25 protein-coding genes are annotated in these 25,092 nt (G+C 39.8%); 10 read left to right on the top strand and 15 right to left on the bottom strand.

Annotation, left to right across the window (positions count from 1 at the left end; all coding sequences use genetic code 11):
- Positions 1-3 precede the first annotated feature (3 nt).
- The 3 genes from frr to rimO form a co-directional block, all read right to left on the bottom strand.
- On the bottom strand, positions 4-558 hold the full coding sequence (frr, locus tag G8D99_RS07060) for a ribosome recycling factor (RefSeq protein ID WP_166323894.1): 555 nt from the start codon (positions 556-558) through the stop codon (positions 4-6).
- Between the two features lie 79 nt (positions 559-637).
- Positions 638-1,366 (bottom strand): UMP kinase, encoded by a 729-nt coding sequence (gene pyrH / locus G8D99_RS07055; RefSeq protein WP_166323892.1) that lies wholly within the window; start codon positions 1,364-1,366, stop codon positions 638-640.
- A 72-nt stretch (positions 1,367-1,438) separates the two neighbouring features.
- Positions 1,439-2,782, bottom strand: a complete 1,344-nt coding sequence (rimO, locus tag G8D99_RS07050) for a 30S ribosomal protein S12 methylthiotransferase RimO (RefSeq protein ID WP_166323890.1) — start codon at positions 2,780-2,782, stop codon at positions 1,439-1,441.
- Positions 2,783-3,144: 362 nt separating this feature from the next.
- Here rimO and glnL point away from each other — a divergent pair, with 362 nt between their 5' ends.
- Together glnL and glnG are read left to right on the top strand one after the other, a co-directional pair.
- The gene (gene glnL / locus G8D99_RS07045; protein WP_166323888.1) at positions 3,145-4,254 is read left to right on the top strand and encodes a nitrogen regulation protein NR(II); all 1,110 of its coding nucleotides are present in this window, start codon (positions 3,145-3,147) and stop codon (positions 4,252-4,254) included.
- A complete protein-coding gene (gene glnG / locus G8D99_RS07040) occupies positions 4,241-5,722 on the top strand; it encodes a nitrogen regulation protein NR(I) (RefSeq protein WP_166323886.1) in 1,482 nt (493 codons plus the stop codon). The genes glnL and glnG overlap by 14 nt, the downstream gene beginning before the upstream one ends.
- A gap of 84 nt (positions 5,723-5,806) precedes the next feature.
- Here the strand turns inward: glnG and G8D99_RS07035 are convergent, their stop codons facing one another.
- The 3 genes from G8D99_RS07035 to prpB form a co-directional block, all read right to left on the bottom strand.
- On the bottom strand, positions 5,807-6,238 hold the full coding sequence (locus G8D99_RS07035) for a hypothetical protein (RefSeq protein WP_166323884.1): 432 nt from the start codon (positions 6,236-6,238) through the stop codon (positions 5,807-5,809).
- A 153-nt stretch (positions 6,239-6,391) separates the two neighbouring features.
- On the bottom strand, positions 6,392-7,528 hold the full coding sequence (gene prpC / locus G8D99_RS07030) for a bifunctional 2-methylcitrate synthase/citrate synthase (protein ID WP_166323882.1): 1,137 nt from the start codon (positions 7,526-7,528) through the stop codon (positions 6,392-6,394).
- Positions 7,529-7,532: 4 nt separating this feature from the next.
- Positions 7,533-8,417 (bottom strand): methylisocitrate lyase, encoded by an 885-nt coding sequence (gene prpB, locus G8D99_RS07025; RefSeq protein ID WP_166323880.1) that lies wholly within the window; start codon positions 8,415-8,417, stop codon positions 7,533-7,535.
- A 263-nt stretch (positions 8,418-8,680) separates the two neighbouring features.
- Here prpB and G8D99_RS07020 point away from each other — a divergent pair, with 263 nt between their 5' ends.
- The 3 genes from G8D99_RS07020 to G8D99_RS07010 all read left to right on the top strand — a co-directional run bounded on the left by G8D99_RS07020 (position 8,681) and on the right by G8D99_RS07010 (position 10,965).
- A complete protein-coding gene (locus G8D99_RS07020) occupies positions 8,681-9,334 on the top strand; it encodes a TetR/AcrR family transcriptional regulator (RefSeq protein ID WP_320108672.1) in 654 nt (217 codons plus the stop codon).
- Between the two features lie 117 nt (positions 9,335-9,451).
- A complete protein-coding gene (gene argF, locus G8D99_RS07015) occupies positions 9,452-10,372 on the top strand; it encodes an ornithine carbamoyltransferase (RefSeq protein WP_166323876.1) in 921 nt (306 codons plus the stop codon).
- Positions 10,373-10,485: 113 nt separating this feature from the next.
- Positions 10,486-10,965: a hypothetical protein gene (locus tag G8D99_RS07010; RefSeq protein WP_166323874.1), complete on the top strand. Its 480-nt coding sequence runs from the start codon at positions 10,486-10,488 to the stop codon at positions 10,963-10,965.
- A gap of 93 nt (positions 10,966-11,058) precedes the next feature.
- Here G8D99_RS07010 and G8D99_RS07005 read toward each other — a convergent pair whose 3' ends face one another.
- From G8D99_RS07005 to G8D99_RS06980, 6 genes are all read right to left on the bottom strand, one after another.
- On the bottom strand, positions 11,059-11,412 hold the full coding sequence (locus tag G8D99_RS07005) for a YnfA family protein (RefSeq protein WP_166323872.1): 354 nt from the start codon (positions 11,410-11,412) through the stop codon (positions 11,059-11,061).
- An 88-nt stretch (positions 11,413-11,500) separates the two neighbouring features.
- Positions 11,501-13,777, bottom strand: coding sequence for an ATP-dependent Clp protease ATP-binding subunit ClpA (gene clpA / locus G8D99_RS07000; protein WP_166323870.1), 2,277 nt, complete (start codon positions 13,775-13,777; stop codon positions 11,501-11,503).
- 9 nt (positions 13,778-13,786) lie between these two features.
- Positions 13,787-14,215 (bottom strand): ATP-dependent Clp protease adapter ClpS, encoded by a 429-nt coding sequence (gene clpS, locus G8D99_RS06995; RefSeq protein WP_166323868.1) that lies wholly within the window; start codon positions 14,213-14,215, stop codon positions 13,787-13,789.
- A 38-nt stretch (positions 14,216-14,253) separates the two neighbouring features.
- Positions 14,254-14,997, bottom strand: a complete 744-nt coding sequence (locus tag G8D99_RS06990; protein WP_227554369.1) for a DUF6776 family protein — start codon at positions 14,995-14,997, stop codon at positions 14,254-14,256.
- A gap of 79 nt (positions 14,998-15,076) precedes the next feature.
- Positions 15,077-16,126: an N-acetyl-gamma-glutamyl-phosphate reductase gene (gene argC, locus G8D99_RS06985; protein ID WP_166323864.1), complete on the bottom strand. Its 1,050-nt coding sequence runs from the start codon at positions 16,124-16,126 to the stop codon at positions 15,077-15,079.
- Between the two features lie 151 nt (positions 16,127-16,277).
- Positions 16,278-16,964 (bottom strand): hypothetical protein, encoded by a 687-nt coding sequence (locus G8D99_RS06980; RefSeq protein ID WP_166323862.1) that lies wholly within the window; start codon positions 16,962-16,964, stop codon positions 16,278-16,280.
- Between the two features lie 320 nt (positions 16,965-17,284).
- Between G8D99_RS06980 and G8D99_RS06975 the strand changes: the two genes are divergently transcribed.
- Complete coding sequence (locus G8D99_RS06975) at positions 17,285-18,265, top strand: IS110 family RNA-guided transposase (protein ID WP_166322541.1); 981 nt, start codon at positions 17,285-17,287, stop codon at positions 18,263-18,265.
- Between the two features lie 214 nt (positions 18,266-18,479).
- On the opposite strand, the gene G8D99_RS06970 is transcribed toward G8D99_RS06975, so the two are convergent.
- The 3 genes from G8D99_RS06970 to rpiA all read right to left on the bottom strand — a co-directional run bounded on the left by G8D99_RS06970 (position 18,480) and on the right by rpiA (position 20,743).
- Positions 18,480-19,211, bottom strand: coding sequence for a tetratricopeptide repeat protein (locus G8D99_RS06970; protein WP_166323860.1), 732 nt, complete (start codon positions 19,209-19,211; stop codon positions 18,480-18,482).
- A 44-nt stretch (positions 19,212-19,255) separates the two neighbouring features.
- A complete protein-coding gene (locus G8D99_RS06965) occupies positions 19,256-19,939 on the bottom strand; it encodes a M48 family metallopeptidase (protein WP_166323858.1) in 684 nt (227 codons plus the stop codon).
- Between the two features lie 132 nt (positions 19,940-20,071).
- A complete protein-coding gene (rpiA, locus tag G8D99_RS06960) occupies positions 20,072-20,743 on the bottom strand; it encodes a ribose-5-phosphate isomerase RpiA (RefSeq protein WP_166323856.1) in 672 nt (223 codons plus the stop codon).
- Positions 20,744-20,850: 107 nt separating this feature from the next.
- Here rpiA and ilvA point away from each other — a divergent pair, with 107 nt between their 5' ends.
- The 4 genes from ilvA (at position 20,851) to G8D99_RS06940 (ending at position 25,058) form a co-directional block, all read left to right on the top strand.
- Entirely contained in the window at positions 20,851-22,389 is a 1,539-nt protein-coding gene (ilvA, locus tag G8D99_RS06955; protein ID WP_166323854.1) for a threonine ammonia-lyase, biosynthetic, read from the top strand.
- Positions 22,390-22,575: 186 nt separating this feature from the next.
- The gene (locus G8D99_RS06950) at positions 22,576-22,881 is read left to right on the top strand and encodes a hypothetical protein (RefSeq protein ID WP_166323852.1); all 306 of its coding nucleotides are present in this window, start codon (positions 22,576-22,578) and stop codon (positions 22,879-22,881) included.
- Between the two features lie 171 nt (positions 22,882-23,052).
- Positions 23,053-23,709, top strand: a complete 657-nt coding sequence (locus tag G8D99_RS06945; RefSeq protein WP_166323850.1) for a potassium channel family protein — start codon at positions 23,053-23,055, stop codon at positions 23,707-23,709.
- On the top strand, positions 23,709-25,058 hold the full coding sequence (locus G8D99_RS06940; RefSeq protein ID WP_166327589.1) for a TrkH family potassium uptake protein: 1,350 nt from the start codon (positions 23,709-23,711) through the stop codon (positions 25,056-25,058). The genes G8D99_RS06945 and G8D99_RS06940 overlap by 1 nt, the downstream gene beginning before the upstream one ends.
- The last annotated feature ends 34 nt before the right edge of the window (positions 25,059-25,092 follow it).

Here is a 25,092-nt window from a genome sequence, read left to right as displayed (position 1 = left end):
AGATTATACCTTCATCAATTCAGCTTCTTTTGCAGCAAGACGCTTGTCAATTTCAGCAACGAATTTATCGGTGATTTTTTGAATGTCATCGCCTGCACGACGTTCATCATCTTCAGAAATCTCTTTTTCTTTCAACAATGCTTTGATATCACCCAATACATCACGACGGATGTTACGGATCGCAACTTTGGCATTTTCAGCTTCAGAACGTGCAACTTTCTGCATGTCTTTACGTGTTTCTTCAGTCAATGCTGGCATTGGCACACGAATCGCATCCGCAGTGATTGGGTTTAGACCCAAATCAGCTTCACGGATCGCTTTATCAATTGCAGACACCATGGTGCGTTCAAACGGTTGAACAACTAGAGTACGTGAGTCTTCAACACCCACGTTTGCTACTTGGTTTAATGGTACATCTGAACCATAGTAAGGAACCATCACACCATTTAAAATTGATGGGTGCGCACGGCCAGTACGTACTTTTGCGAAACCATGTTCCATAGACTCAAGCGTCTTGTTCATACGTTCTTCGCTGTCTTTTTTAAGATCGTTAATCATATGATCTTCCTTACTTAATTTATTTAAAGTGTTGAATTCAATTTGCGGCTAGTATAAAGAGCTTTAGCACCCACGTACATTAGTTTGTAACGTGAGTCCCTTCTTTTTCACCCATTACCACAGACAGTAAAGCACCTGATTTATTCATATCAAATACTTGTAATGGCACATGATGGTCACGACATAAGCAAATCGCGGTTAAATCCATGACACCTAACTTTTCATCAAGTACTTGATCAAAAGTCAAAGTATCATACTTAACAGCATCTTCATATTTGCTTGGATCTTTATTGTAGACACCATCAACCTTGGTCGCTTTTAAGATTAAGTTCGCTTCAATTTCAATACCACGTAGGCAAGCGGCAGTATCAGTTGTAAAGAATGGATTACCTGTTCCTGCAACAAATACACACACTTCACCATTGTTCAAATGACGAATTGCATCACGGCTAGAATAAGATTCAACCACAGTACCAATCGAAAGTGCTGACATTAAACGCGTTTTGATGTTACGGCGCACCAAAGCATCACGCAAAGCCAAACCGTTCATGACAGTTGCTAGCATCCCCATTTGGTCGCCAGTCACACGTCCTACGAGACCGTCTTTTTGAAGTTGGCTACCACGGTATAAGTTACCTCCACCAACGACGATACCCACTTGCACACCCAAACCGACCAAGTGCGCAATCGATAAAGACATTTGGTCTAAGACTTGAGCATCAATACCCATGTCTTTATTTCCTGCAAGCGCTTCACCAGACAACTTCAACAAGATACGCCCAAAGCGTGGTTTTTTTGAATCTAGCATCTTTAACTCCAATGACGTCATTTCTTCAATACGTTTTACTTATTTAATTGAGCGACTTTAATCAGCGACCCATCACGCTGATTTAATCGAAATCAACTTGGCAAATAAGTCATACTCATCTGCATCAGTAATTTCAACTTCAAGCAAATCGCCTGATTTAATTAAACTCTTGTCGATGTCTTCTACAAACACGTTACCATCAATTTCTGGGGCATCGGCATATGAACGCGCAATCGCAACTGGGAATTCTTCATCCAAATCATCAACCAACACAGTCATGGTTTGACCGATACGTTTTTGAAGTTTGGCTGCAGAAATCGCTTGCTGAACTTGCATAAAACGTTCATAACGCTCTTGCTTAATTTCTTCAGGGACATGATCAGGCAAATCATTTGCCGTAGCACCCTCAACCGGTGAGTAAGTGAAGCACCCTACACGGTCAAGCTGTGCTTCTTGCAACCAATCCAATAACATTTGGAAGTCTTCTTCAGTTTCGCCCGGGAAACCCACAACGAAAGTTGAACGAAGAACCAAATCTGGACATTTTTCACGCCAAACTTTTAAACGCTCCAATGTATTTTCACTGTGCGCAGGACGTTTCATCAATTTTAAGATGCGTGGGCTGGCATGTTGGAACGGAATATCCAAATAAGGTAAAATTTTACCTTGTGCCATCAAATCAATGACTGCATCCACGTGTGGGTATGGATACACATAGTGCAAACGCACCCAAATACCCAATTGACCCAATGCTTCACACATGTCATAGAACTTGGTCTTAACCGGCTGACCATTCCAGAAATCAAGCTTGTATTTAGTGTCCACACCATAAGCAGAAGTATCTTGGGAGATGACTAAAACTTCTTTCACACCGGCTTTTTTCAAAGCTTGTGCTTCGGTGAGTACTGAACCTACAGGACGAGAAACTAAATCACCACGCATACTTGGAATAATGCAGAATGTGCAACGGTGGTTACAGCCTTCTGAAATTTTTAAATAAGCATAATGTTTCGGCGTTAAACGAATGCCTTGTTCAGGCACGAGATCAATAAATGGATTGTGTTTTGGCGGTTCAGGCACATATTGATGAACCGCATCCATCACTTCTTCATACGCTGCTGCACCTGTCACTTTCAGGACATTCGGGTGCATTTCACGAATTTTATCTTCATCTTTACCGAGACAGCCCGTCACAATAACACGGCCGTTTGCGCTCATGGCTTCGCCAATCGCATCAAGAGATTCTTGTACCGCAGATTCAATAAAACCACAGGTATTTACAACAACTAAATCAGCACCGTCATAATCAGACGCTACATCATAACCTTCAGTCTTCAACTGAGTTAAAATTCGTTCGGAATCGACCAACGCCTTAGGACAACCTAAAGAAACAAAACCGACTTTGGGGGATTTCATGAATCTGCACTCCACTATAATCGGCGTATTGTATGACTTTTCGCTCCATAAATACAGGTGCTAGGCTTGCCTATTGTATAACGCACCAAAATATATCCAGTTAAATTATCAAAATTATTTAATGCACCATTTTAATGCATATTTACTTTACATCCGGAATATTCTTCCTATATATAGAAGACAAGCAGCACTTTTTTCATATTTAAAAAGCAATTGCCAAATAAAATGAGATGTCTTAACAAAGTTGGCGTGCATCTTGCTTTATTTAGGGACGCTTTATATCAATAAATCCCTTTTAATGAGCAATTTTAGAATGAGATATAGATGCCATTGCGCTATTTTAATACAGGATTGTTAAGCTAATGGATCAACAACCTCCGATTGACTATCGCTTGCTGGTAGACAACTTGTCTACCGCCATTTTATTGGTCGACCGTAATTTAAATATCTTTTACTTAAACTCATCATGCGAAACGCTGTTTGATATCAGTTTACTTCGCGCTATGGGACAACCGGTGCTTAACATTTTACAGTCTCCGGGTGACAGTTTTGATACCGCAGATGCGCTGACCAATACCGTAAATACAGGTCAAGCCTATACACGACGTGAAGCCACAATTATTGTGAACTTTAAAGATGTACACGTTGACTATAGTGTCGTTCGATTAAATGCGGGCAAACCTTACCACCCTTTACTGCTGATCGAACTCAATCCGATTGATCGAATGTTGAAAATATCTAAAGAAGAAAATCTGATTCAGCAGCACCAAGTGGCACGCCAACTGATTCGTGGTGTAGCGCATGAGATTAAAAATCCACTCGGGGGGATTCGTGGCGCAACGCAATTATTAGCACGCAGCTTAAATGACCCGCAATATGCTGAATTTACCAACATCATTATCAGTGAAGTAGATCGGCTGAGAAATTTAGCTGATACAATGCTCGGTTCACGGCAACTACCAAGTTATGAATGGGTCAATGTGCATGAACCTTTAGAACGTGTACGCGCTTTAATCGTCAATCAAACCAAGAAAAAAATTAAAATCACCCGTGACTATGATTTGTCACTGCCTGAAGTCATGGCAGATCGTGATCAACTGATTCAAGTCATGCTCAATATTAGCGTGAATGCTGTACAAGCCATGACTGAAAATAAAGAATTCTTTGAAGAAGAACAACCTGAACTCAGCTTAAGAACACGCATCCAACGTCTTGTTACCATTAACGGTGTTTTGCATCGTTCTGCGATTCGTATTGATATTGCAGACAATGGACCTGGTGTTCCAGAAGACATTTTAGAGTCTGTATTTTATCCACTTGTTACCGGACGAGCAAAAGGAACAGGCCTTGGCTTAAGTATTGCTCAAAATATTATGCATCAACATAACGGAATGATTGAATGCCAATCGGTTCCCGGAAAAACTGTATTTAGCCTTTATATACCTTGGGAGTTAAACCATGTCGCGAAATAAAATTTGGGTAATTGATGATGATCGCGCCATGCGCTGGGTGCTGGAAAAAACCTTTAAAGAAGAAGGTTTCGATGTCACCAGCTTTGAAGAAGCACAGTCTGCGCTTGATCAATTGGCAGAAGACACACCCGATGTGATTCTGACCGATATTCGTATGCCTGGGATTGATGGTTTAACCTTTCTAGCTAAGGTCAAAACCAGTTATCCTGATTTACCTGTTATTATTATGACCGCACATTCGGATTTAGAATCGGCTGTGTCGAGCTATCAAACCGGTGCGTTTGAGTACCTACCCAAACCCTTTGATATTGATGAAGCATTGGCACTAGTGAATCGTGCCATTATGCATCTCAACAAATTACAACAACAAGAATCTGCCAAGTCCGTTAAACCGATTCAATCGACTGAAATTATTGGTGAATCTCCTGCGATGCAGGAAGTGTTCCGTGCGATTGGACGACTTTCGCAGTCTCATATTACGGTACTGATTAATGGTGAATCAGGCACAGGTAAAGAGTTGGTGGCACATGCACTGCATCGTCATTCGCCACGTGGAAGCAAACCCTTTATTGCGTTAAACATGGCAGCCATTCCAAAAGATTTAATTGAAACTGAACTTTTTGGTCATGAGAAAGGTGCTTTTACGGGTGCCAACTCACAACGCCAAGGTCGTTTTGAGCAAGCCAATGGCGGTACGCTATTCCTCGATGAAATTGGCGATATGCCTTTTGAAACCCAAACACGTTTACTACGTGTATTGGCAGATGGTGAATTCTACCGTGTCGGCGGTCATATTCCTGTGCGTGTGGATGTGCGTATTGTGGCTGCGACGCATCAAGATTTGGAAAAATTGGTGCATGATGGTCGATTCCGTGAGGATTTATATCACCGTTTAAATGTGATTCGCATTCACATTCCAAAACTGGCGCATCGCTCTGAAGATATTCCAATGTTGGCGCAACACTTCTTAGCCCGTGCAGGTAAAGAGTTGGGTGTCAGTCCAAAGATCTTACGTTCAGAAACTGTAGAATACATGCAACAACTGCCTTGGCAAGGGAACGTGCGTCAACTGGAAAATACCTGTCGCTGGCTCACAGTCATGATCACGGGGCGTGAAGTTTATCCTGAAGATTTACCATCGGAACTCAAACAGATTCCAATTACGAAATCAGATGATCCAAATCAAGCGGCACACCCTGATCGTGTTTTAATCCAACATTGGGATGAATTATTATCACAATGGGCGGTACAAAAGCTGAAAAATGGCGAAATGAAGTTACTTGATATTGCCACTCCAATGTTTGAGCGCACTTTAATCAATGCTGCTTTACAGCAAACCCGTGGTCGTAAGCGTCATGCCGCTGAGCTTCTCGGTTGGGGACGTAACACCTTAACCCGTAAGCTGAAAGAACTTGGTATGGATACAGCCGATGACGATGAAGAAGAAATTGTGTCGTTAGCAGAGTAATTTTGAAAGCAACTGACAGCTAAAGCCTGCATTAAGGCTTAGCTGTCGCCTAAAAATTGATGATAAAGAACACATACATAGCAATTACTCTAAAGCGTCTATATTTAAAGCCTCTTGCGCCCCAATTAACCACTCATATCCATCCCAAACCTCAATCAAGTACGGTGTATGATAAAAATTTTCAATCTGTGCTCGATCCAATAAGAAATCCTTAGTATCTTTACTTGCCACAATCAAACAATCTAATGTTTGATGAAGCGTACTGGCAAAAACTTTTAAATCATTAAAATTAAGAATAAATCCTTGCGAATTTGACTGAGCATATTGACAGACTTGCTCGAAACTAAAATCATTAATTCCCAACCCACCAATACCCTCATATTCTAAAATTGACCAAGAATAGTTATTGTCTGGAATCAAATTCAGAATATCAATCAACCTGATCAATGCACCGTCTTGACGCTCTGTTGAAATTACGTTCAAGTTCATTTTCATCTCTGACAGTTGATACCCCATTCACAATTCACGTTATTTATCCTTATTTTGATTTCGATATTCACTCATTTTGAATCAGATTTTAAAACACTTTATATTTCCTTTTATATGCAAAAAGCGCCCAATGAGATTCATTGGACGCTTTAATATTACAAGGATCTAGGCGCTTCAGTATTAAGCCGCTTGACGCTCTGCAATTGGCACGACTTTACGCAGTTCAGGACCGGTATAATCCGCACTTGGGCGAATAATACGGTTGTCTGCACGCTGTTCCATCACATGTGCCGCCCAACCTGTTACACGTGACATCACAAAGATCGGCGTAAACAATTTGGTTGGAATACCCATAAAGTGATAAGCCGAGGCATGGAAAAAGTCTGCATTACAGAATAATTTTTTCTCACGCCACATCACTTCTTCACAACGAACAGATACTGGATAAAGCACCGTATCTCCCACATCTTTGGCTAATTTTTCAGACCAAATTTTAATGATGCCATTACGTGGATCATTATCTTTATAAATGGCATGACCAAAGCCCATAATCTTTTCTTTACGCTCAAGCTTACCGAGCATTTCACGCTCAGCTTCTTCAGGTGAAGTCCAATTCTCGATCATTTCCATTGCTGCTTCATTGGCACCCCCATGCAGTGGACCACGAAGTGATCCAATTGCACCGGTAATACATGAATGCATATCAGATAAGGTTGAAGCACATACACGCGCTGTAAAGGTAGAGGCATTAAATTCATGTTCAGCGTACAGAATGAGTGACACATTCATCACTTGTTCATGCAACTCGTTCGGCTTTTCACCACGTAATAAATGCAAGAATTGTGCACCAATTGACTCATCATCGGTATTTTCTTCTACGCGTACGCCATCATGACTAAAACGATACCAATAGCAAATGATTGCAGGTAACGTTGCCAAAATACGATCTGCAACATCTTGCTGGTCTGTAAAGGATTGCTCAGTTTCGATATTACCCAGCATAGAAACCCCTGTACGCATCACGTCCATCGGGTGCGAATCAGCAGGTATACGCTCTAAAACCTCTTTCAAAGCCTGTGGCAATGAACGCAAAGATTTAAGTTTGGCTTTATATTGGTTTAGCTGTTCAGACGTTGGCAATTCACCAAAGAAAATCAAATAAGCCACTTCTTCAAATTGACAATTTTCAGCGAGGTCTTGTACGTCATAACCACGATAAGTTAGACCTGCACCACTTTTGCCTACAGTTGACAGTGCAGTTTTGCCTGCAACTTGTCCGCGCAATCCTGCGCCCGTGAGTACTTTTCCTTCAGCCATTTTTTTAATTCTCCTGCTTAAACAGTTTATCTAAGGTGTTTTCAAAAGTGTGATAATCTAAAAATTCATACAGTTCTTTTCGTTCTTGCATAATATCGAGCACATTCACTTGTGTGCCTTCTTTACGTACCGAGCGCATCACTTCCAGCGCAGCTTTCTGCATCGCACGGGTTGCAGACAATGGGTACAACACCATGCTTAAACCCTGCTCTGCCAATTCGTCCACGGTGTAGTAAGGCGTATCACCAAATTCAGTAATATTTGCCAATACCGGCACACCCACCGCATCACATACAGTGCGATACATGGTAATGTCAGTCATCGCCTCAGCAAAAATTGCATCTGCACCCGCCTCTACACAAGCACATGCACGATCAATCACGGCTTGTAGCCCTTCTTTTTGCAGTGCATCAGTACGTGCCATGACCACGAAATTTGAGTCTGTTTTCGCATCTACGGCTGCTTTAATACGATCGACCATTTCTTGCTGAGTCACAATTTCTTTATTCGGACGATGACCACAACGCTTTTGCGCTACTTGGTCTTCAATATGAACAGCAGCAGCACCCGCAGCAGTCATTTGTTTAATCGTACGTGCAATATTAAATGCACCTCCCCAACCTGTATCGATATCCACCAATAATGGCGTATCCACGCGCTCAGTAATACGACGAACATCTTCTAAGACATTATCCAAACTGGTCATACCCAAATCAGGCAAACCATATGAATAGTTTGCAACACCAGCGCCCGATAGATAAATGGCTTTATAACCGACTTGCTTGGCCATCATGGCTGCATAAGCATTCACTGTTCCCATAATTTGTAATGGTTTTTCATTTTCTAATGCTTGTCTAAATCTTAAACCTGCAGACATTTGTTCTGTCATATCCTTTTCCACAGTTATTTATTTCGTTGTTCGAATCCTGAGTATAACGGCAAATAATTATTCGGAAATGACCATTTAGTGTTTTTGCTCTAAAACTTTAGTCATATAAAGTGAATATTCATTCATTTTTTTAAGGATAAAAAATCTAGGCTTTGACTGAAGATTATTAAATACACCTTCAAAACAGTAATCGGGCTATGAATTTGCTATACTGATTTCAAGTTCTTAAATTTTATCAATATTCACTTAATATGCTGAATCCCATGGCAAACCTCGAAGCAACAGTAGAAGTGAACGGCTGTGACTTACCTCACACACGTCGAGGGCTTGAACGCCGTCTTGCACTTTTATTGAGTGCCAATACACTGTTCCTTGAACGAGGTTATGATGCTGTATCTTTGGATGATATCGTGCAGCATGCAGGGGGTTCCAAAGCCTCAATTTATAAATATTTTGGTAATAAAGAAGGTTTGTTTACTGCGATTTGTGATTATCGGCGTGAACAATTTTTTAACGACATTTGCATTCCTTTCGATGCGGAACATTCAGATTTAAGAAATTATTTAATCAATACTTTAATTAATTTTAATAAGCATATTGTGCAACCCGAAAATGCTGCATTTATGCGTTTGGTGATTGAACAGTCTCAAGTCAATCCCACTTTGGCGCTTTATTTACATGAAAAAGGTCCTAAACATATTCAATTTGCCATTTCTCAAGAACTCGCTCAAGCGCATCAAAAAGGCACTTTGGTCTGCGAAAATCCAGTGTATTCGGCACAACTTTATTTTGGAATTTTGAGAAATTTAGAATGGCGAATTTTAATGAATCTTCCCATTGAAGAAAACGAACAAGAAACCACCAATTACATCAGTTATTGTGTAGATCGCTTCCTAGACGGACATCAAAAGCGCTAGATTTTTTGCAATTCTCTTATCTTATAGTATATTAGTCGATTCTCCGTTTTTCTGACTAACCCAACAATACGTTGTGGGTCAATCTACTATTGATCGAGCAATGATTGTGGAGTAACTATGGCTCTTCGACATTTTCTTACTTTACGTGACCTTTCTACTGCAGAATTAAACCGCATCATTGAACGTGCGCAAGAACTGAAGCGCATGCAACATGACAATGTTGTCTACCAGCCTTTCACTGGTAAAGTAATGGGAATGATTTTCGAAAAATCGAGTACACGTACCCGTGTTTCTTTCGAAGCGGGTATGAGCCAATTTGGCGGTAGCGCCATTTTCTTGTCTTCACGCGACACCCAATTGGGTCGTGGCGAGCCGATCGAAGATTCTGCTCGTGTCATTTCAAGCATGCTTGATATTGTGATGATTCGTACTTTCGGTCATGACATCGTGACGCGTTTTGCTGAATATTCAAAAGTTCCAGTCATCAATGCATTAACTGATGACCACCACCCTTGCCAGTTGCTTGCGGATGTTCAAACTTATGTTGAACACCGTGGTTCGATTGAAGGCAAAACTGTGGCTTGGATTGGCGATGGCAATAACATGTGTAATTCATACATTGAAGCTGCGCATATGTGGGGCTTTAAGCTAAAAATTGCTGCGCCTAAGGGTTATGAACCTAAGCCAGAATTTATGTCTGAATTTGCGCACTGTGCTGAGCTAGTAGATTCAGCTGAAGATGCTGCAGTCAATGCTGACCTCATCGTGACTGACGTTTGGGCGAGTATGGGACAAGAAGAAGAACAAAAAATCCGTGAAAAAGCGTTTGCTGACTTCCAAGTCAATGAACGCTTAATGGATCTTGCACACCCAGACTGTTTATTTATGCATTGCCTACCGGCACACCGCGGTGAAGAAATTTCAGTGAATATGCTGGATCACAAAAATGCTGTAGTTTGGGATGAAGCTGAAAACCGTCTTCACGCACAAAAAGCATTGGTTGAATTCTTAATCAATGAAAATTTAAAAAAAGACTAATCTGAACGATTATCTTTAAAGACAATCTTTTTGATTTAAATCAAAGCACCTTCGGGTGCTTTTTTTGATTGCACTGTTATACTCAAATCAATGGATATAAAAGTGAATAAATTATGCGTTCAACCTTTTCTGCTCTAGTCTTTACATCATTGTGCTTGGTTAGCCCTGTACATGCAGCAACATCACAAGCCACGGAATTTGACCAATATTTAAAACAGAAGAAAATTCTTAATGATCAATATAAGATTGAAGACAAAAAACAACTCAATGAAATACTGAAAGTACTAAGTGCTGAAGATTCAAAAACACTCCCAATACAAATCGACCAAAATAGTTTAATTGAACAACTTGAACTTTCAGCCAATCAAACCATTTTAAAAGGTTCGATTACCACGCCAGATTTTAATCAATTTGAGAAAGACTTAGGTAAAAAAGACATTCGCAAAATGATTGAAAAAAATCTATTGAACAATTGTGACGTGCTCTTTGAGCATGAATATCAACGGGTCAATCCTTATAGCATTGCTATCGAACTGAAATCAGATCATGATCAATATGATTTTAAAGTGACACAAAAAGATTGTGGCATTTAGAACATTTGATTTTTAAGGCTTTCAGGATGTTTATACATTTTCAACTGTTAAACATGCTTAACAAACATTCAATATAAGCCTTACGCTCATCAATTAACGAATCAAGCCTTGGGGTTGCAGAATAATGATTGCAGCGCCAAGCATAACCACCAAACCACCGAGCAAATCCCAACGACTTAACGTCACTTGATCAACAAAGCGTAACCACATCAGTGCTGTAAAAATATAGATACCCCCATAAGCAGCATAAATGCGTCCTGAAGCAGCAGGATGCAAGGTCAGCAACCACACAAAGATGACCAAACTGAATGCGGTGGGAATCCATAACCAATGTGATTTATGCTGATTTAAAATCAGATATGGAAAGTAACAGCCCAATATTTCAGCGGTGGCAGTAATAAAAAATAAGCCAAAGGTTGTGAGCACTTTTGTAATCTGTATATCCATAGCACTCTAGTTCATCTGGTTTTGAAATTTCATATATCCCAATAAAAAATAACCCGTGCGAAGACGGGTTATTTTTGGCTTTTTAAGCTTAAGCTGGTTCAGCGGTTTGATCTTCAAACACTTCCAAACTTAAACCCACTGCTTTTCCATTCTCTTTTTTAACAGTCACTGAAACGTTACCGCCATTTTCAGCCAACTCACCAAATAAGATCATTTCAGCCAACGGTTTTTTCAAGTGCTCTTGAATCAAACGTTGCATTGGACGTGCACCCATGAGGCGATCATAACCATGTTCTGTCATCCAATCACGAGCGGATTGATCAACTTCAAGTACGACTTTCTTATCATCCAACTGTGCTTGAAGCTCAGTTAAGAATTTATCGACCACTGATTCAATCACCGTATTCGGCAATGATTTAAATTGAATCACACCATCTAGACGATTACGGAATTCAGGCGAGAAGGCTTTTTTCATCGCTTCTTGATTGTCATTGCTGTTGTCTTGTTCGGTGAAGCCAATACTTGTCCGTGAAATACTTTCTGCGCCAATATTGGTGGTTAATACAATAATCACATTACGGAAGTCAGACTTACGACCATTGTTATCTGTCAGAGAACCATGATCCATCACTTGAAGTAATAGATTGAATACATCTGGATGCGCTTTCTCAATTTCATCGAGCAACAACACACAGTGCGGATTTTTATGAATTGCATCGGTCAGCAAGCCACCTTGATCATAACCCACATAACCCGGAGGCGCACCAATTAAGCGTGATACCGCATGACGTTCCATATATTCGGACATATCAAAACGAACAAGCTCCACACCTAACAACTTGGCAAGCTGTTTGGTCACTTCCGTTTTACCGACCCCTGTTGGGCCCGCAAAGACAAAGTTACCGACTGGCTTATCCGGTGCTTTCAAGCCTGCACGTGACAGTTTAATCGCAGATGCCAGAGCAGTAATCGCCTCATCCTGTCCAAACACTACACGTTTCAAATCACGCTCAATATGTTCAAGCACTGATTTATCGTCTTTAGAGACAGTTTTCGGTGGAATACGCGCAATCTTGGATACGATGTCTTCAATGTTCTCAACCGTAATCATTGAACCATCTTGTTCGGCTTTCAGACGGCGTTGCGCACCTGCTTCATCAATCACATCAATCGCTTTATCTGGCAAGAAACGATCATTGATAAATTTAGCAGAAAGCTCTACTGCTGAAACCAAGGCTTTATCGTCATATTCTACATGGTGAAAATCTTCAAATTTAGATTTTAAGCCACGTAAAATATCAATGGTTTCAGAAATTGAAGGCTCATTGACATCAATTTTTTGGAAGCGACGTGACAAGGCATGATCTTTTTCAAACACTTGACGATATTCTTGAAAGGTTGTTGAACCGATACAACGCAAGCTGCCATTCGCCAAAGCAGGCTTAATGAGATTCGATGCATCCATCGTACTACCCATACTTGAGCCTGCACCAATGATCATGTGAATTTCATCAATAAATAGAATCGCGTCGGGTTTCTTCTTCAACGCATTGAGCAATTGTTTTAAACGCTTTTCAAAGTCACCACGGTATTTAGTGCCTGCAACCAATGAGCCAATATCCAAACTAAAGACTTCAGCATTTTCAAGCGGTTTTGGAGCTTTACCATTGACAATTAACCACGCCAAACCTTCAGCGATTGAGGTTTTACCGACCCCTGGATCACCCACCAACAGCGGATTATTTTTACGGCGACGACAAAGAATTTGTGCAGCACGCTCAATTTCCTTTTCACGACCAATGAGCGGATCAGTTTTACCCTTTTGTGCCTCAGCATTTAGGTTCACTGTATATAGCTCAAGTGGTCCTGCATTGGCAGAAGCACCTGTTTCACCATCCAAATCTTCAGATTCTTCTTCAATTTGAATTTCGTCTTTACGTCCGCCATGTGACAAATATTGAGTCAGAGTTAAACGGTTAATTTGATGACGTTTAAGCAAATAGACCGCAAAAGAATCACGTTCAGAGTACATCGCAACCAGCACATCTGCGCCTTCAACTGTACGGTCCCCACCGCTTGATTGAACGTGAAAAATAGCACGTTGCAAAATACGATCAAAACTTTCAGTTGGATGAGGCGCTTGCTCGTTATTCTCAGCCAATTTTGGGGTATGTTGCTCTACATATTCTTCTAATTCTTTACGTAAGCTTACAATTTCTGCGCCACACGCTTTTAACGCATTGACTGCAGAATCATTATCTAATAAGGCTAGTAGCAAATGTTCAACAGTAAGAAACTCATGTCTCTTTTGACGAGCCATGCTTACAGCCAAACGGAGTGATACTTCTAATTGACGACTGAGCATGAGATCCCCTTATTCTTGTGGCTCGATTTGGCAAAGTAATGGATGACCTTGTGATCGAGCATAGTTATTTACTTGGTTTGCTTTTGTTTCTGCAATATCTCTTGGATAGACGCCAGCAATACCTTTACCTTCATAATGTACTGTTAGCATTACTTGAGTGGCTTGGTCAAGATTCAAAGCAAAGTATTGTTGTAAAATTTCGATTACAAAGTCCATTGGCGTGTAATCGTCATTCATCAGCACAACATTGTACAAAGGAGGACGTTTGAATTGAGGAGGTGCTGTCTGCACAGCTATATCGCCATCGGCTTGATCTGGATCGTGATCACCATTTTGCGAATCACCTAAGCGAGGGCTTAAATGCCAATCGACATAACCTGATTGTTGAAATGATGATTTGATGTCATTCAAACTCATATGACGCTTGTTTCTTCGCATAATCTATACATCTACTCTTAAATTTTACTATGATGTCTTTATTGTGCATTCGGTTCTGCTTGAGGAACCTCAGCAGCGAGTGCAGGTAAATTTTCGACAGGTTTACCACGTTGCCAACTAAAACGCTTGGTTACAGCTGTTGAGCCTTTGACACGAACCTCAATAAACTGTGGTGTAAAGCCTTTAGGCATGGTCCAACGTCCAGTCAAACGTTCAAAATCTTCAAAATTAAAACGACTTTCAGAAATCGGAACCACTAAAACTTCAGTACCTTGAATTAAACGTAATTCAATCTCACCTGCGGCTTTACGCTTATTTGGACTGACTTGAACCAAATCAATTTGATACTCATAGGCATTTTCAGGCAATGGTTTTACCGACAAGTTTTGTACCGTCAGGCTTAAACCACCACGTTGACGCAATACCTCACGATAAATCGCACTCATGCCTTCGATCTGAGCTTTATCTGCTTTCGCCTGATTGTTGGCCGCAAATAAGTCATTTGAATTGGTGACTGCGACATCACGTTCTTGAACTGCCAAATTGAGTTTTTTGTTTAAATCGTTTAATTCATTTTTTTGTTTTTCAACAACTTCAACCAATTGTTCAGCATCGGCGTCGTAGCCCACCACAGTTAAACCTTGACGGTGTCCTACGGTATATCCCAAGAAGATACTGCCTACACAAAGCACTGCACCACTGACAAATAGTGGCATATTCCCCTTAAGAGAATTTTTTTTTGTTAACTTGGGCGACGTCGTGGGTGTTTCTGTGTTCTGCATCGTCATCTCTGAATTTTGATAAAGTCAAAACACACATTTAACGCTAAAGTTAAATGTGTGTGAAGTTGAAAAGCGTTTTTTATGGTAATAATCCGATGCCTTGCAAACCAGCATCTTCTTCAAAACCAAACATTAAATTCATGTTCTGTACCGCTTGTCCTGCAGCACCTTTCACCAAGTTATCTTGTACTGACAAGATCACTAATTTTTTCGGCTGTGGCTTGTACAATGCGATACGCAATTGATTTGCACCACGCACTGAACGTGTTTCAGGTGAACTGTTCGCAGGCATGACATCTACAAATGCTTCATTGGCATAGAATTGCTCATACAATGCTTGTAAATCTAGAGCATCCCCAGCATCGGTCAAATCTACATAAATCGTGCTGAGCATACCACGAATCATAGGCACCAAATGTGGCACAAATACAATGTGATCAAACACATCTTTTAAGCCTGAAATATTTTCTAAAGCTTCTACAATTTCAGGTTGATGGCGGTGACCTGCTACGCCATAGGCTTTAAAGTTGTCTGAGTTTTCAGAATAGATCATGCCTAAGCTTGCTTTACGACCTGCACCTGATACCCCAGATTTGGCATCAATAATAATGCTTTCAGGCTTCACCAATACTTCAGCTTGTTTAAACAGTGGAGCCAGACCCAATTGTACGGTTGTTGGGTAACAACCTGGGTTACCAATCACTTGTGCATTTTTAATTTTGTCACGATTGAGTTCAGATAAACCATAAACAGAGTCTTTCAGTAGTTCTGGGCAAGCGTGTTGCATGCCATACCACTTCTCAAACTGTTCTAAATCTTGTAAACGGAAATCGGCAGCCAAATCGATCACTTTGGTATTTGCAGCAACCAATTCTTCAGCATGTTTCATCGCCACACCATGTGGCGTAGCAAAAAATACGACGTCGCATTTTTTTAATTCATCAATGTTTAAATCTGAATAGCACAGATCGGTATGTCCACGAAGACTTGGGAACATATCATCGACACGGCGACCGTCTTCGGTACGTGAAGTCAGTACGTTTACTTGAACGTTTGGATGACGGAGCAAAAGACGCAACAATTCAACGCCTGTATAACCTGTACCGCCAACAATACCTACTGAAATCACGATATTTACCTCTAATCAAAAATATCCATTTGAAGAACTAAGTATGACAGGAAGTTGGTGATTTCTGAACTGTTTTGCTTGGATTTGGTTATTTTTTTAAAGCTATAAATATTTTCAATTTGTTCAACACACCCTCCCCCCAAGTGTCTTTTTATAAGGAATGGAATATGAAATACCAAATTTTAATAAATTGATAAATGATAAAAATAAGGACAGAATATTTTATTGTATTCTTAAGGTATATTAAAAATTTAACTTCTTTCCTTTTAGGCTTTCTAAAATCAATCGAATAAAATAAGAAAAAGAAGAAACATAAAACCAAAGAGCTCCCCACGATACTCATTAAAAATTTCAACTTTGCACTATTTAAATATTCTTTATCCTCATAAGACAAAATCGACATTTCTATTGTATTAGTTTTGCCTAGCACATCTCTATATGTCACTCCTTTTAATTCATAAACTGTTTTATAACCGTTCTCTGGATATCGCTCATAGAACGCAATATGGCTAACATTTTTAGTTTTGTCTAAAAAAATACCGCAAACCTCTTCATTCGCCCCATTAACAAAAAGTCCCTCACAATTTATTCTTAAAACATCTTGGAAATCCTTAATTAAAACTAAATCAATTATATTCTTATGTTCAATTCGCTTAATTTTATAGCTCACATCCTGCGGAACTCTATACGTCTGATACTGATACTGTCCATCCTTAATCAATAAATAATTTTCTTGTGCTGGAATAATCAATACTGTCCAAAAAAAAATCCACTGAACAATTAAAAACTTTATAATTAGACCAATAAAATCGGTGAGTTCTTCATCAAAACTAAACATTCTTTCTCTCTTTATATTTATTATATTTCGATCCAATTTTAGCTTAACATTCCTTTATTTCACAAACCTACCCTAGAATAAATTTTTAAGCAATAGATCTTGTATCTTAGCGCTTGTAGTGATTAGCTTCCACTATATGCAAATTGTAGAGTTTGTAATAGACCTAAGACTTTTAGTCTGTGAAAGAGATAAAACCTACAATTTGCCCTAACCACTTGCACAACTCTGGACGGGTAACTAGGCACTTTGATGCTGTATTCACAAGAAAAGACGGTGGTTATGCTAAAACAATAATTGAATAAATAAAGCAGGTAAAAATTATGTTTTATCTTGGTATTGATGTTGCTAAAGCTAAAATTGATTGCTGTTTAATTTTAGAAAACTCTGTAAGTAAAAAGAAGACTAAAACTTTTTCAAATACACCAAAAGGTTTTGAGCAACTTCAAACTTGGCTAAAGCAGCATGCTGTAACTTCTACGCAGACCATTACTTTAATGGAAGCAACTTCTATTTATCATGAACTCTTGGCGAAATATTTATTTGATGCGGGCTATCAAGTCTGCGTAACCAATCCTGCCAGAGCTCGATATTTTGCTCAGAGTATGTCTAAGCTGAATAAAACAGACAAGGTAGATAGTGAGGTTCTAGCCCGATTCGCAATGACTGCTGATCTACATTTTTGGCAACCTTTACCCCAACATATTCAATTGCTGAATGCTTTGTTGGATAGAAGAGCTGCTCTTTGTGAAGATTTACAACGTGAAGAGAATCGTTTGGAAAAAGCAGAGTCTACCTTCACGATGGAACCTGTACTTCAATCTATCCATAAGAGCATTGAACAGTTAAACAAACACATTCAGGGTATCGACCAGCAAGTTGATGATCACATTGATCAGAATCCCGATTTAAAAAATGATAAAGAACTGCTCAGCAGTATTCCAGCCATTGCAGATCGAACCAGTTTATTAATGCTGAGTTTCTTGCGCAGCCATACGTTTGAAAGGGCTAGTCAAGCGGCTGCCTTTGTTGGCTTGGTTCCCATTCAAAAGCAGTCGGGTAGCTCGATTCATGGTAGAAGCCGTTTATCCAAAGCGGGCTCTTCCAAAATACGTGCTGGTTTATATATGGCAGCCATTGTCGCAACTCGACATAATCCTCATATCAAAGGGATGAATAAAAGGTTATTGGCCAATGGTAAAACCAAAATGATAGCGATTGGAGCTGCGATGAGGAAGTTGGTTCATCTTTGTTATGGTGTACTCAAACATCAACAACCTTACCAAGCAGATTATTCAGCATGAATTTTCAATAATTTGCTTAACGTTTCAGACGGTATCTCTTTCATAAATTAAAAGAAGAAGAATTAAGCAGAATGGGTTCGCTTGAAAATCTTCAAAATTCTTGCTTTGAAATATCATAAACGAAGTTAAAGACTCGATTTAAGATTCAATTTAATCTAAGGCTCCTATAATTTAGAACTGACTAAAGAACGATTTATGAAAGATAATTCTTATTTTAAGGATAATTATTTACTTTTTTACGTAAGAGATTTAAATTATTTTTAGCATCAACATGACCTTGATTCGCTGCACGCTCATACCAATAGATTGCTTGATCAATGTTCTTATTTACATATATTCCTCTCTCGTAAAAAACACCTAAATTATATTCAGATTCGGTGTTTCTCAATCTTGCAGCTTTAAGTGCATAAGCATAAGCTTGCTTAAAATTATTCTGATCAATATATAATTTCGATAATCCTTCATATGCTTTTTCAGGATTATCCTGAATACCTAAATTAAACCAATACAAAGCATGTTCACTATTTTTTTGGATCCTAAACAACTCACCTAAATTATTTTTTGCATTTTTATCGCCTAAGCTATTTGCTTTTTTAAACAGTTTTTCCGCTTCATTCAGATCTTTATATCGACCTAATCCAAACATATAAATAACACCTAGTCCATTGAGTCCTTCGGCATCATTATATTTTTCTGAAATTTTAAAGAAATTATATGATTTTAAATAATTTCTTTCATTTTCCTTACTACCAAATAGATATAAAACTCCCAATGATGAAAGTTTTTCAATGTCTGTTAATTGATCAGAACGAGTAATTTTACATTGCTCACTGTGAAATCCATTTATTTCACATTCTTCTTTAACCATCATATTCAAATCATTTGTATGATTAGAGCACCCTAAAATAAATACTAAACAGATCATTTGCATCATTATTATTTTCATAAAAGCATTCCAAATTCATTTGTTCTATAAACCTATTAATTTTTCTATATAATTATCCACCACCAAGGCATAGGTGTACTTTTTAATATCTTGCGATGCTGTTGAAAATTTGCATCATGCTTTAGAACTTCTTTCCAAAAACTCGCACTATGATCAAAATGTTTTGTGTGCGCTAACTCATGCACACACACATAACGTGTAATGTCTTTTGGAAATAGTACCAAACCACTATTCAACATAATGTCATGCTTAGAAGTACAACTTCCCCAACGTGTCTTCGGCTGGCGAATGGAGCATTTGCCGTAAGGCAAACCACATGCCTGACTCACCTCTTGCAAATAAAGCGGTAAATACTGTTTAGCATAACCAATCACAAAGGCTTTGAGATAAGTTTCAGGCTGACGATCACTGATTAAAAGCTGATGATTTTCCAAGTCTAAATCGAATGACTTTTTCTGAGCCTGATAAAGAATATGTAACGGTTGCTCTAAATTAAACAACTTTAATTCTATGGGTAAACTTTTATCAATTTGTACGATTTTTTCTTGTTGTTTCTGCCAAGTTTGAATCAACCACTGTTCAGACTGATCGATAAAACTTTGAATTTGGCGTTGGGTACAAAACACAGGTGCAGTTAAGCGAATCTGATCTTGATCAACACGGAGTCTGAGTCGTGTAGAACGAATATTTCGGATGATTTGAATTTCAGGTAAGTCAGCTAGAGTCATTGATTGTTCTTTTTATTTCTAAATCCTTTAATCCCCCTCAGTCCCCCTTTTTAAAGGGGGAAGACCCTCTTTTAAAAAGAAGGGCTTTTAAAAGTCTCCCTTTTACAAAGGGAGATTTAGAGGGATTATTGATTAAACCGCAGTACGCTCTTCAATACCGTTATCAGTTGCAACCACAGCAATATCAGCCTTGTTGATCGCAAAAATACCGTTACACACCACACCTGGAATATCATTCAAGGTTTTTTCAAGTTCAAGTGCATCCAAAATATTGAGGTTATGAACATCCAAAATCACGTTACCGTTATCTGTCACAACACCAGTACGATACACAGGGTCACCCCCCAATGCCACGATTTTACGTGCTACAGCAGAACGTGCCATTGGAATCACTTCTACTGGCAGTGGGAAATCATGACCCAATTGATCCACCCATTTAGAATCATCCACGATACATACGAATTTTTTCGCAATTGAAGCCACAATTTTTTCACGCGTAAGTGCAGCACCACCACCTTTAATCATGTGCATATTGCGATCGATTTCATCCGCACCATCGACATAGGCATCAAGGCTCGCAACTGAGTTCATATCCACCACTTCAATGCCTAATTTTTTAAGGCGCTGCGCAGTTGCTTCCGAACTTGCGACTGCCGCTTCAAGTTCAAGCTCAGGCAATAACTCAATGAGGAAATTAACAGTACTTCCTGTACCGACACCCAGAATCCCACCTTTCGGCAAGTGCTTCAACGCAGCTTTTGCGACAGCTTGTTTCTTTTCATCTTGGGTTGCATACAGACTCATAACTTGGCTCAACTATTTTTTGACATTTGTTGCTGTTTATACAGCCCAAAAGTACAGGGGTTTGTTACAATAAAAATCTATTTTAAACTGTTAGATGGAAAATTAACATGCTGTCTCGTTTGGTTCGACAAATATTACAAGCAACAGTCTACGATGTTGCGATCGAAACTCCACTCGAAGCGGCACCACGAATTAGTGAAAAACTGAACAACCACATTCGCTTTAAACGCGAAGATCTCCAACCTGTCTTTTCTTTTAAGCTACGCGGTGCGTATAACCGTATTAGCCAACTCCCAAAATCTCAGTTAGAACGAGGTGTTATTACGGCATCTGCGGGTAACCATGCCCAAGGTGTTGCACTTTCAGGCCAAAAGCTCGGAATTCGTGCCATTATCGTGATGCCAAAAACAACACCTGACATTAAAGTTCAAGCGGTTAAAAGACTCGGTGGTGAAGTGGTTTTACACGGCGATTCTTTTGATGTTGCCAACAAATATGCCATTCAACGTTCAAAAGACGAAGGCATGACCTTTATTCCTCCTTATGACGACGAACTCGTGATGGCTGGTCAAGGCACAATCGGTAATGAAATATTACGTCAATGGCGTGATGTGGATTACGTATTCGTGGCTGTCGGTGGTGGTGGTTTAATTGCAGGGGTTGCAGCCTACCTAGGCGATGTTGCACCACATGTCAAAGTGATTCCTGTTGAATATGATGAATCTGCGTGCTTAAAAGCCGCATTTGAAGCCAATGAACGTGTCATCCTACCGTCTGTAGGCCTATTTGCAGATGGTACAGCGGTTGCACAAATTGGCGAAAAACCATTTGAAGTGATTCAACTGCAAAAATCAGACAACTCAGGTCCAATCGTTGAACGTGATGTTGTGCTGGTGAATACCGATGAAATCTGTGCTGCGATTAAAGACACCTATGATGAATGTCGTAGCATTGTAGAACCTTCAGGTGCAATGGCATTGGCGGGGATTAAAAAATACGTCGCTGAACATGGCATCCAAGGTAAAAATATGGTGTCGATTGTCTGTGGTGCCAACATGAACTTCGACCGTCTGCGTTACATTGCGGAACGTACAGAACTCGGTGAGCGTCGTGAAGCGATTTTTGCGGTGACCATTCCTGAACAGAAAGGTTCATTCTTGAACTTCTGTCGTGCACTGCAAGGGCGTAACATTACTGAGTTTAACTACCGTGCCAGCGATTCATCTGCTGCGCAGGTGTTTGTCGGTATTAGCCTGAAAGGCGGTGAAACAGAACGTCATGATATTTTCGAAGCCTTAAAAGCGCAATATGACGTCGATGATTTGTCTGATGATGAAGTGGCGAAACTGCATATTCGTTATTTGATTGGTGGTCATGCCAATATTGAAAACGAACGTCTGTTCCGTGTGGAATTCCCAGAGCGTCCAGGGGCATTGCTCACTTTCTTAGAGCGTCTTGGTCCAACCCATAACATCACCCTGTTCCATTACCGTAACCACGGTGCAGCTGAAGGTCGCGTATTGGTCGGTCTTGATGCAGAAGATGCGCAACAAAACCCAGATGGTTTGATCGAAACTTTGGAAAACATTAGTTATCCGTATGATGAGATTACCAATAATTTAGGTTATCAGCGTTTCCTCAAATAAAAGATTTAAATCCAAATCACCCTATAGCCCGTCTTGATGATGGGCTATTTTTTTACAATTTGTTCACCCATGTTGGTCATAAAAGCTTATACATTTTAAAAGAAAGACAAGAGATAAACATTTGTGAGAAGCTGGAGAAAATTCACCCTTATTCCCCTCCTTATTTGGTTATTCTGGTCAGCCATAGTGTGGAGCTTCAACATTCAAAATTTGGCCTATTCATATTATGATGCTGCAATCCATATTCTCGCTTTCATCCCGCTTATTGCCATGCCCTATGCGATGCTGAAATACGCCCCACAGCATGAATATATAGCCACTCTCATCTATATGCTTGCTTTTAAAGGTTTGCTGATTTTAATCATGGCACAATTTAATTTTGGCCAGTTCCAGATTTCAAACCTGTATAGCAGTTTGATCTTTAGCGCTATTGCCATGCTGATCTATGCCTTTAAGCACCACCCTAAGCTCATGGCTGATTCAGTCTCATAAAGATTTAAAAATAATCAATCATGAACTTTATTCAATAAACGTTCATAATGCAGTCGCTTTATACACGGCTTATACAACAACTTAGAGACTAGAATTTTTATTTTTAAATAAAGACGTTATGATAAGCCGCTACATTTACTTCACAATAATTTATAAGGTTAAGGACATATCATGGCGTTGTTTGCAGTGATCGGTTTAGGAAGTTTTGGTGCCACAGTCGCACTGGAACTGACCCAGTTAAAACATGACGTGATTGGAATCGATACTGAAAAAAAATATGTGGAAAATATTTCCGATGAGATTAGTCATGCGGTGATTGCTGACGCAACCGATGAGCATGTCCTCGAAGAACTGAATATTAAAAATTGTGATGCTGTGGTGGTTGCAATTGGTGACAATATTGAAGCCAGTATTCTGTGTGTTTTACATCTAAAAAATCTAGGTGTTGAGAAAATTATGGCGAAAGCCAAATCGAAATCGCACCATATGATTTTATCGCATTTAGGTATTTCCAAGATTATTCATCCTGAAGAAGACATGGGCATTCGTGTCGCTCAATCGCTGAGTTATCCGATGGTGCGCCGTTATATGGCACTCAATAATGATCGATATATTGTCAAAATCGAGGTGGAAGGTCATTTACAAGGTTCTGAATTTAAATCGGTGATTGATCATACCCACGGCGTACAGACCTTGTTGTTACAACGCGGTTCACATGTGATCTATGACATCGCCCCCGGCACACTGCTTCAAGAACACGATATTTTGATTGTTGAAGGTCCTGTCGACATTTTACGTAAATTGTCTTCGAGATTTATATCGGCATGATGAAATTTTACAGCCGATTGGTGAATGAAAAACACAACAGCATCAATCTCAGCCCTCCAAGTTTATTGGCATTGGGATTTTTGAGTTTTATTGTTTTAGGTTCATTATTATTAAAGCTGCCTTTTTCCAACCACGGTGATGTCAGTTGGTTAGACGCCATTTTTACCGCCACTTCGGCTGTGACCATTACAGGTTTGTCTGTGGTGAATATTGGTGAAGCCTATAGCACCTTCGGTCAATGTATTATCATGCTATTGATTCAGTGTGGTGGTTTGGGCTTTATGACCTTTGCGATTTTGGCTGCAATGAGTCTATCCCCTAAGATTGGCATCAAACAGCAAGTCATGGCGCAAGAAGCCATTGGTCAAACCAGTTTGGCACACACCACCATGACCATTAAAGGCGTTTTGCTCTATTCATTATTTTTTGAAGCCATTGGAACAGCGATCCTGACCATCGCATGGCTGCCGCAATATTCATTTGATCAAGCGTTTTTCTACGCCGCTTTTTATAGTATTTCTGCATTCAATAATGGTGGATTTTCACTGTTCCCCAACAGCCTGATGAGTTTTTCAGGGCAATATATGGTGACTTTTACCATTAGCCTGCTGTACATCATTGGCGGGATTGGCTTTGTGGTGCTGATGGATATTAAGCGCACGCATTCATGGAAAAAACTGTCCACCAACAGTAAGCTGATTTTATCGACTATTGCGGGACTCAACCTATTCGCCTTTGTGATCATTTGGAGCATTGAAGCCAGCAATCCTTTGACCCTTGCACCTATGTCGATTGGTGATCAGGCCTTAAATGCTTGGTTTCATGCCACTGTGCCCCGCTCATCTGGATTTAACAGCATTGAAATGAACAATATGCGTGACCCTGCCACCTTAGTCACCATGTTACTGATGTTTATTGGCGGCGGATCGCTGAGTACAGCAGGCGGAATCAAAGTTGGTACTTTTATTATTATGGTGCTCAGCGTGATCACATTTTTAAGACGCTCAGATGAACTGCGTGTTTTTAAACATTCGGTTTCACCTGTGACCACTTATAAAGCTTTGGCCGTGATTGCAATCACCTCAATGCTGATTGTGATTGGATTTTTTACCCTATTGATATTTGAACCGAATAAAACCTTTCTAGATTTGCTGTTTGAAGCCGTTTCAGCCGCATGTACTGTAGGACTTTCTCGAGGCATTACCGAAGACTTACAACCCAGTAGCTTAATTACCTTAATGTTACTGATGTATGGGGGACGTTTAGGACCTTTAACTTTGGCGTATTTAATCGCAACGCCGAAAAAGAGTCGACTCAGCCATCCGGGTACGGAAATTCAAGTCGGTTAAATAAAAAGGATTCATCTCACATGAGCTGAATCCT

Source organism: Acinetobacter lanii, assembly GCF_011578285.1.
GTDB classification, from domain to species: domain Bacteria; phylum Pseudomonadota; class Gammaproteobacteria; order Pseudomonadales; family Moraxellaceae; genus Acinetobacter; species Acinetobacter lanii.
This window is presented reverse-complemented; position numbering and strand designations above follow the sequence as displayed.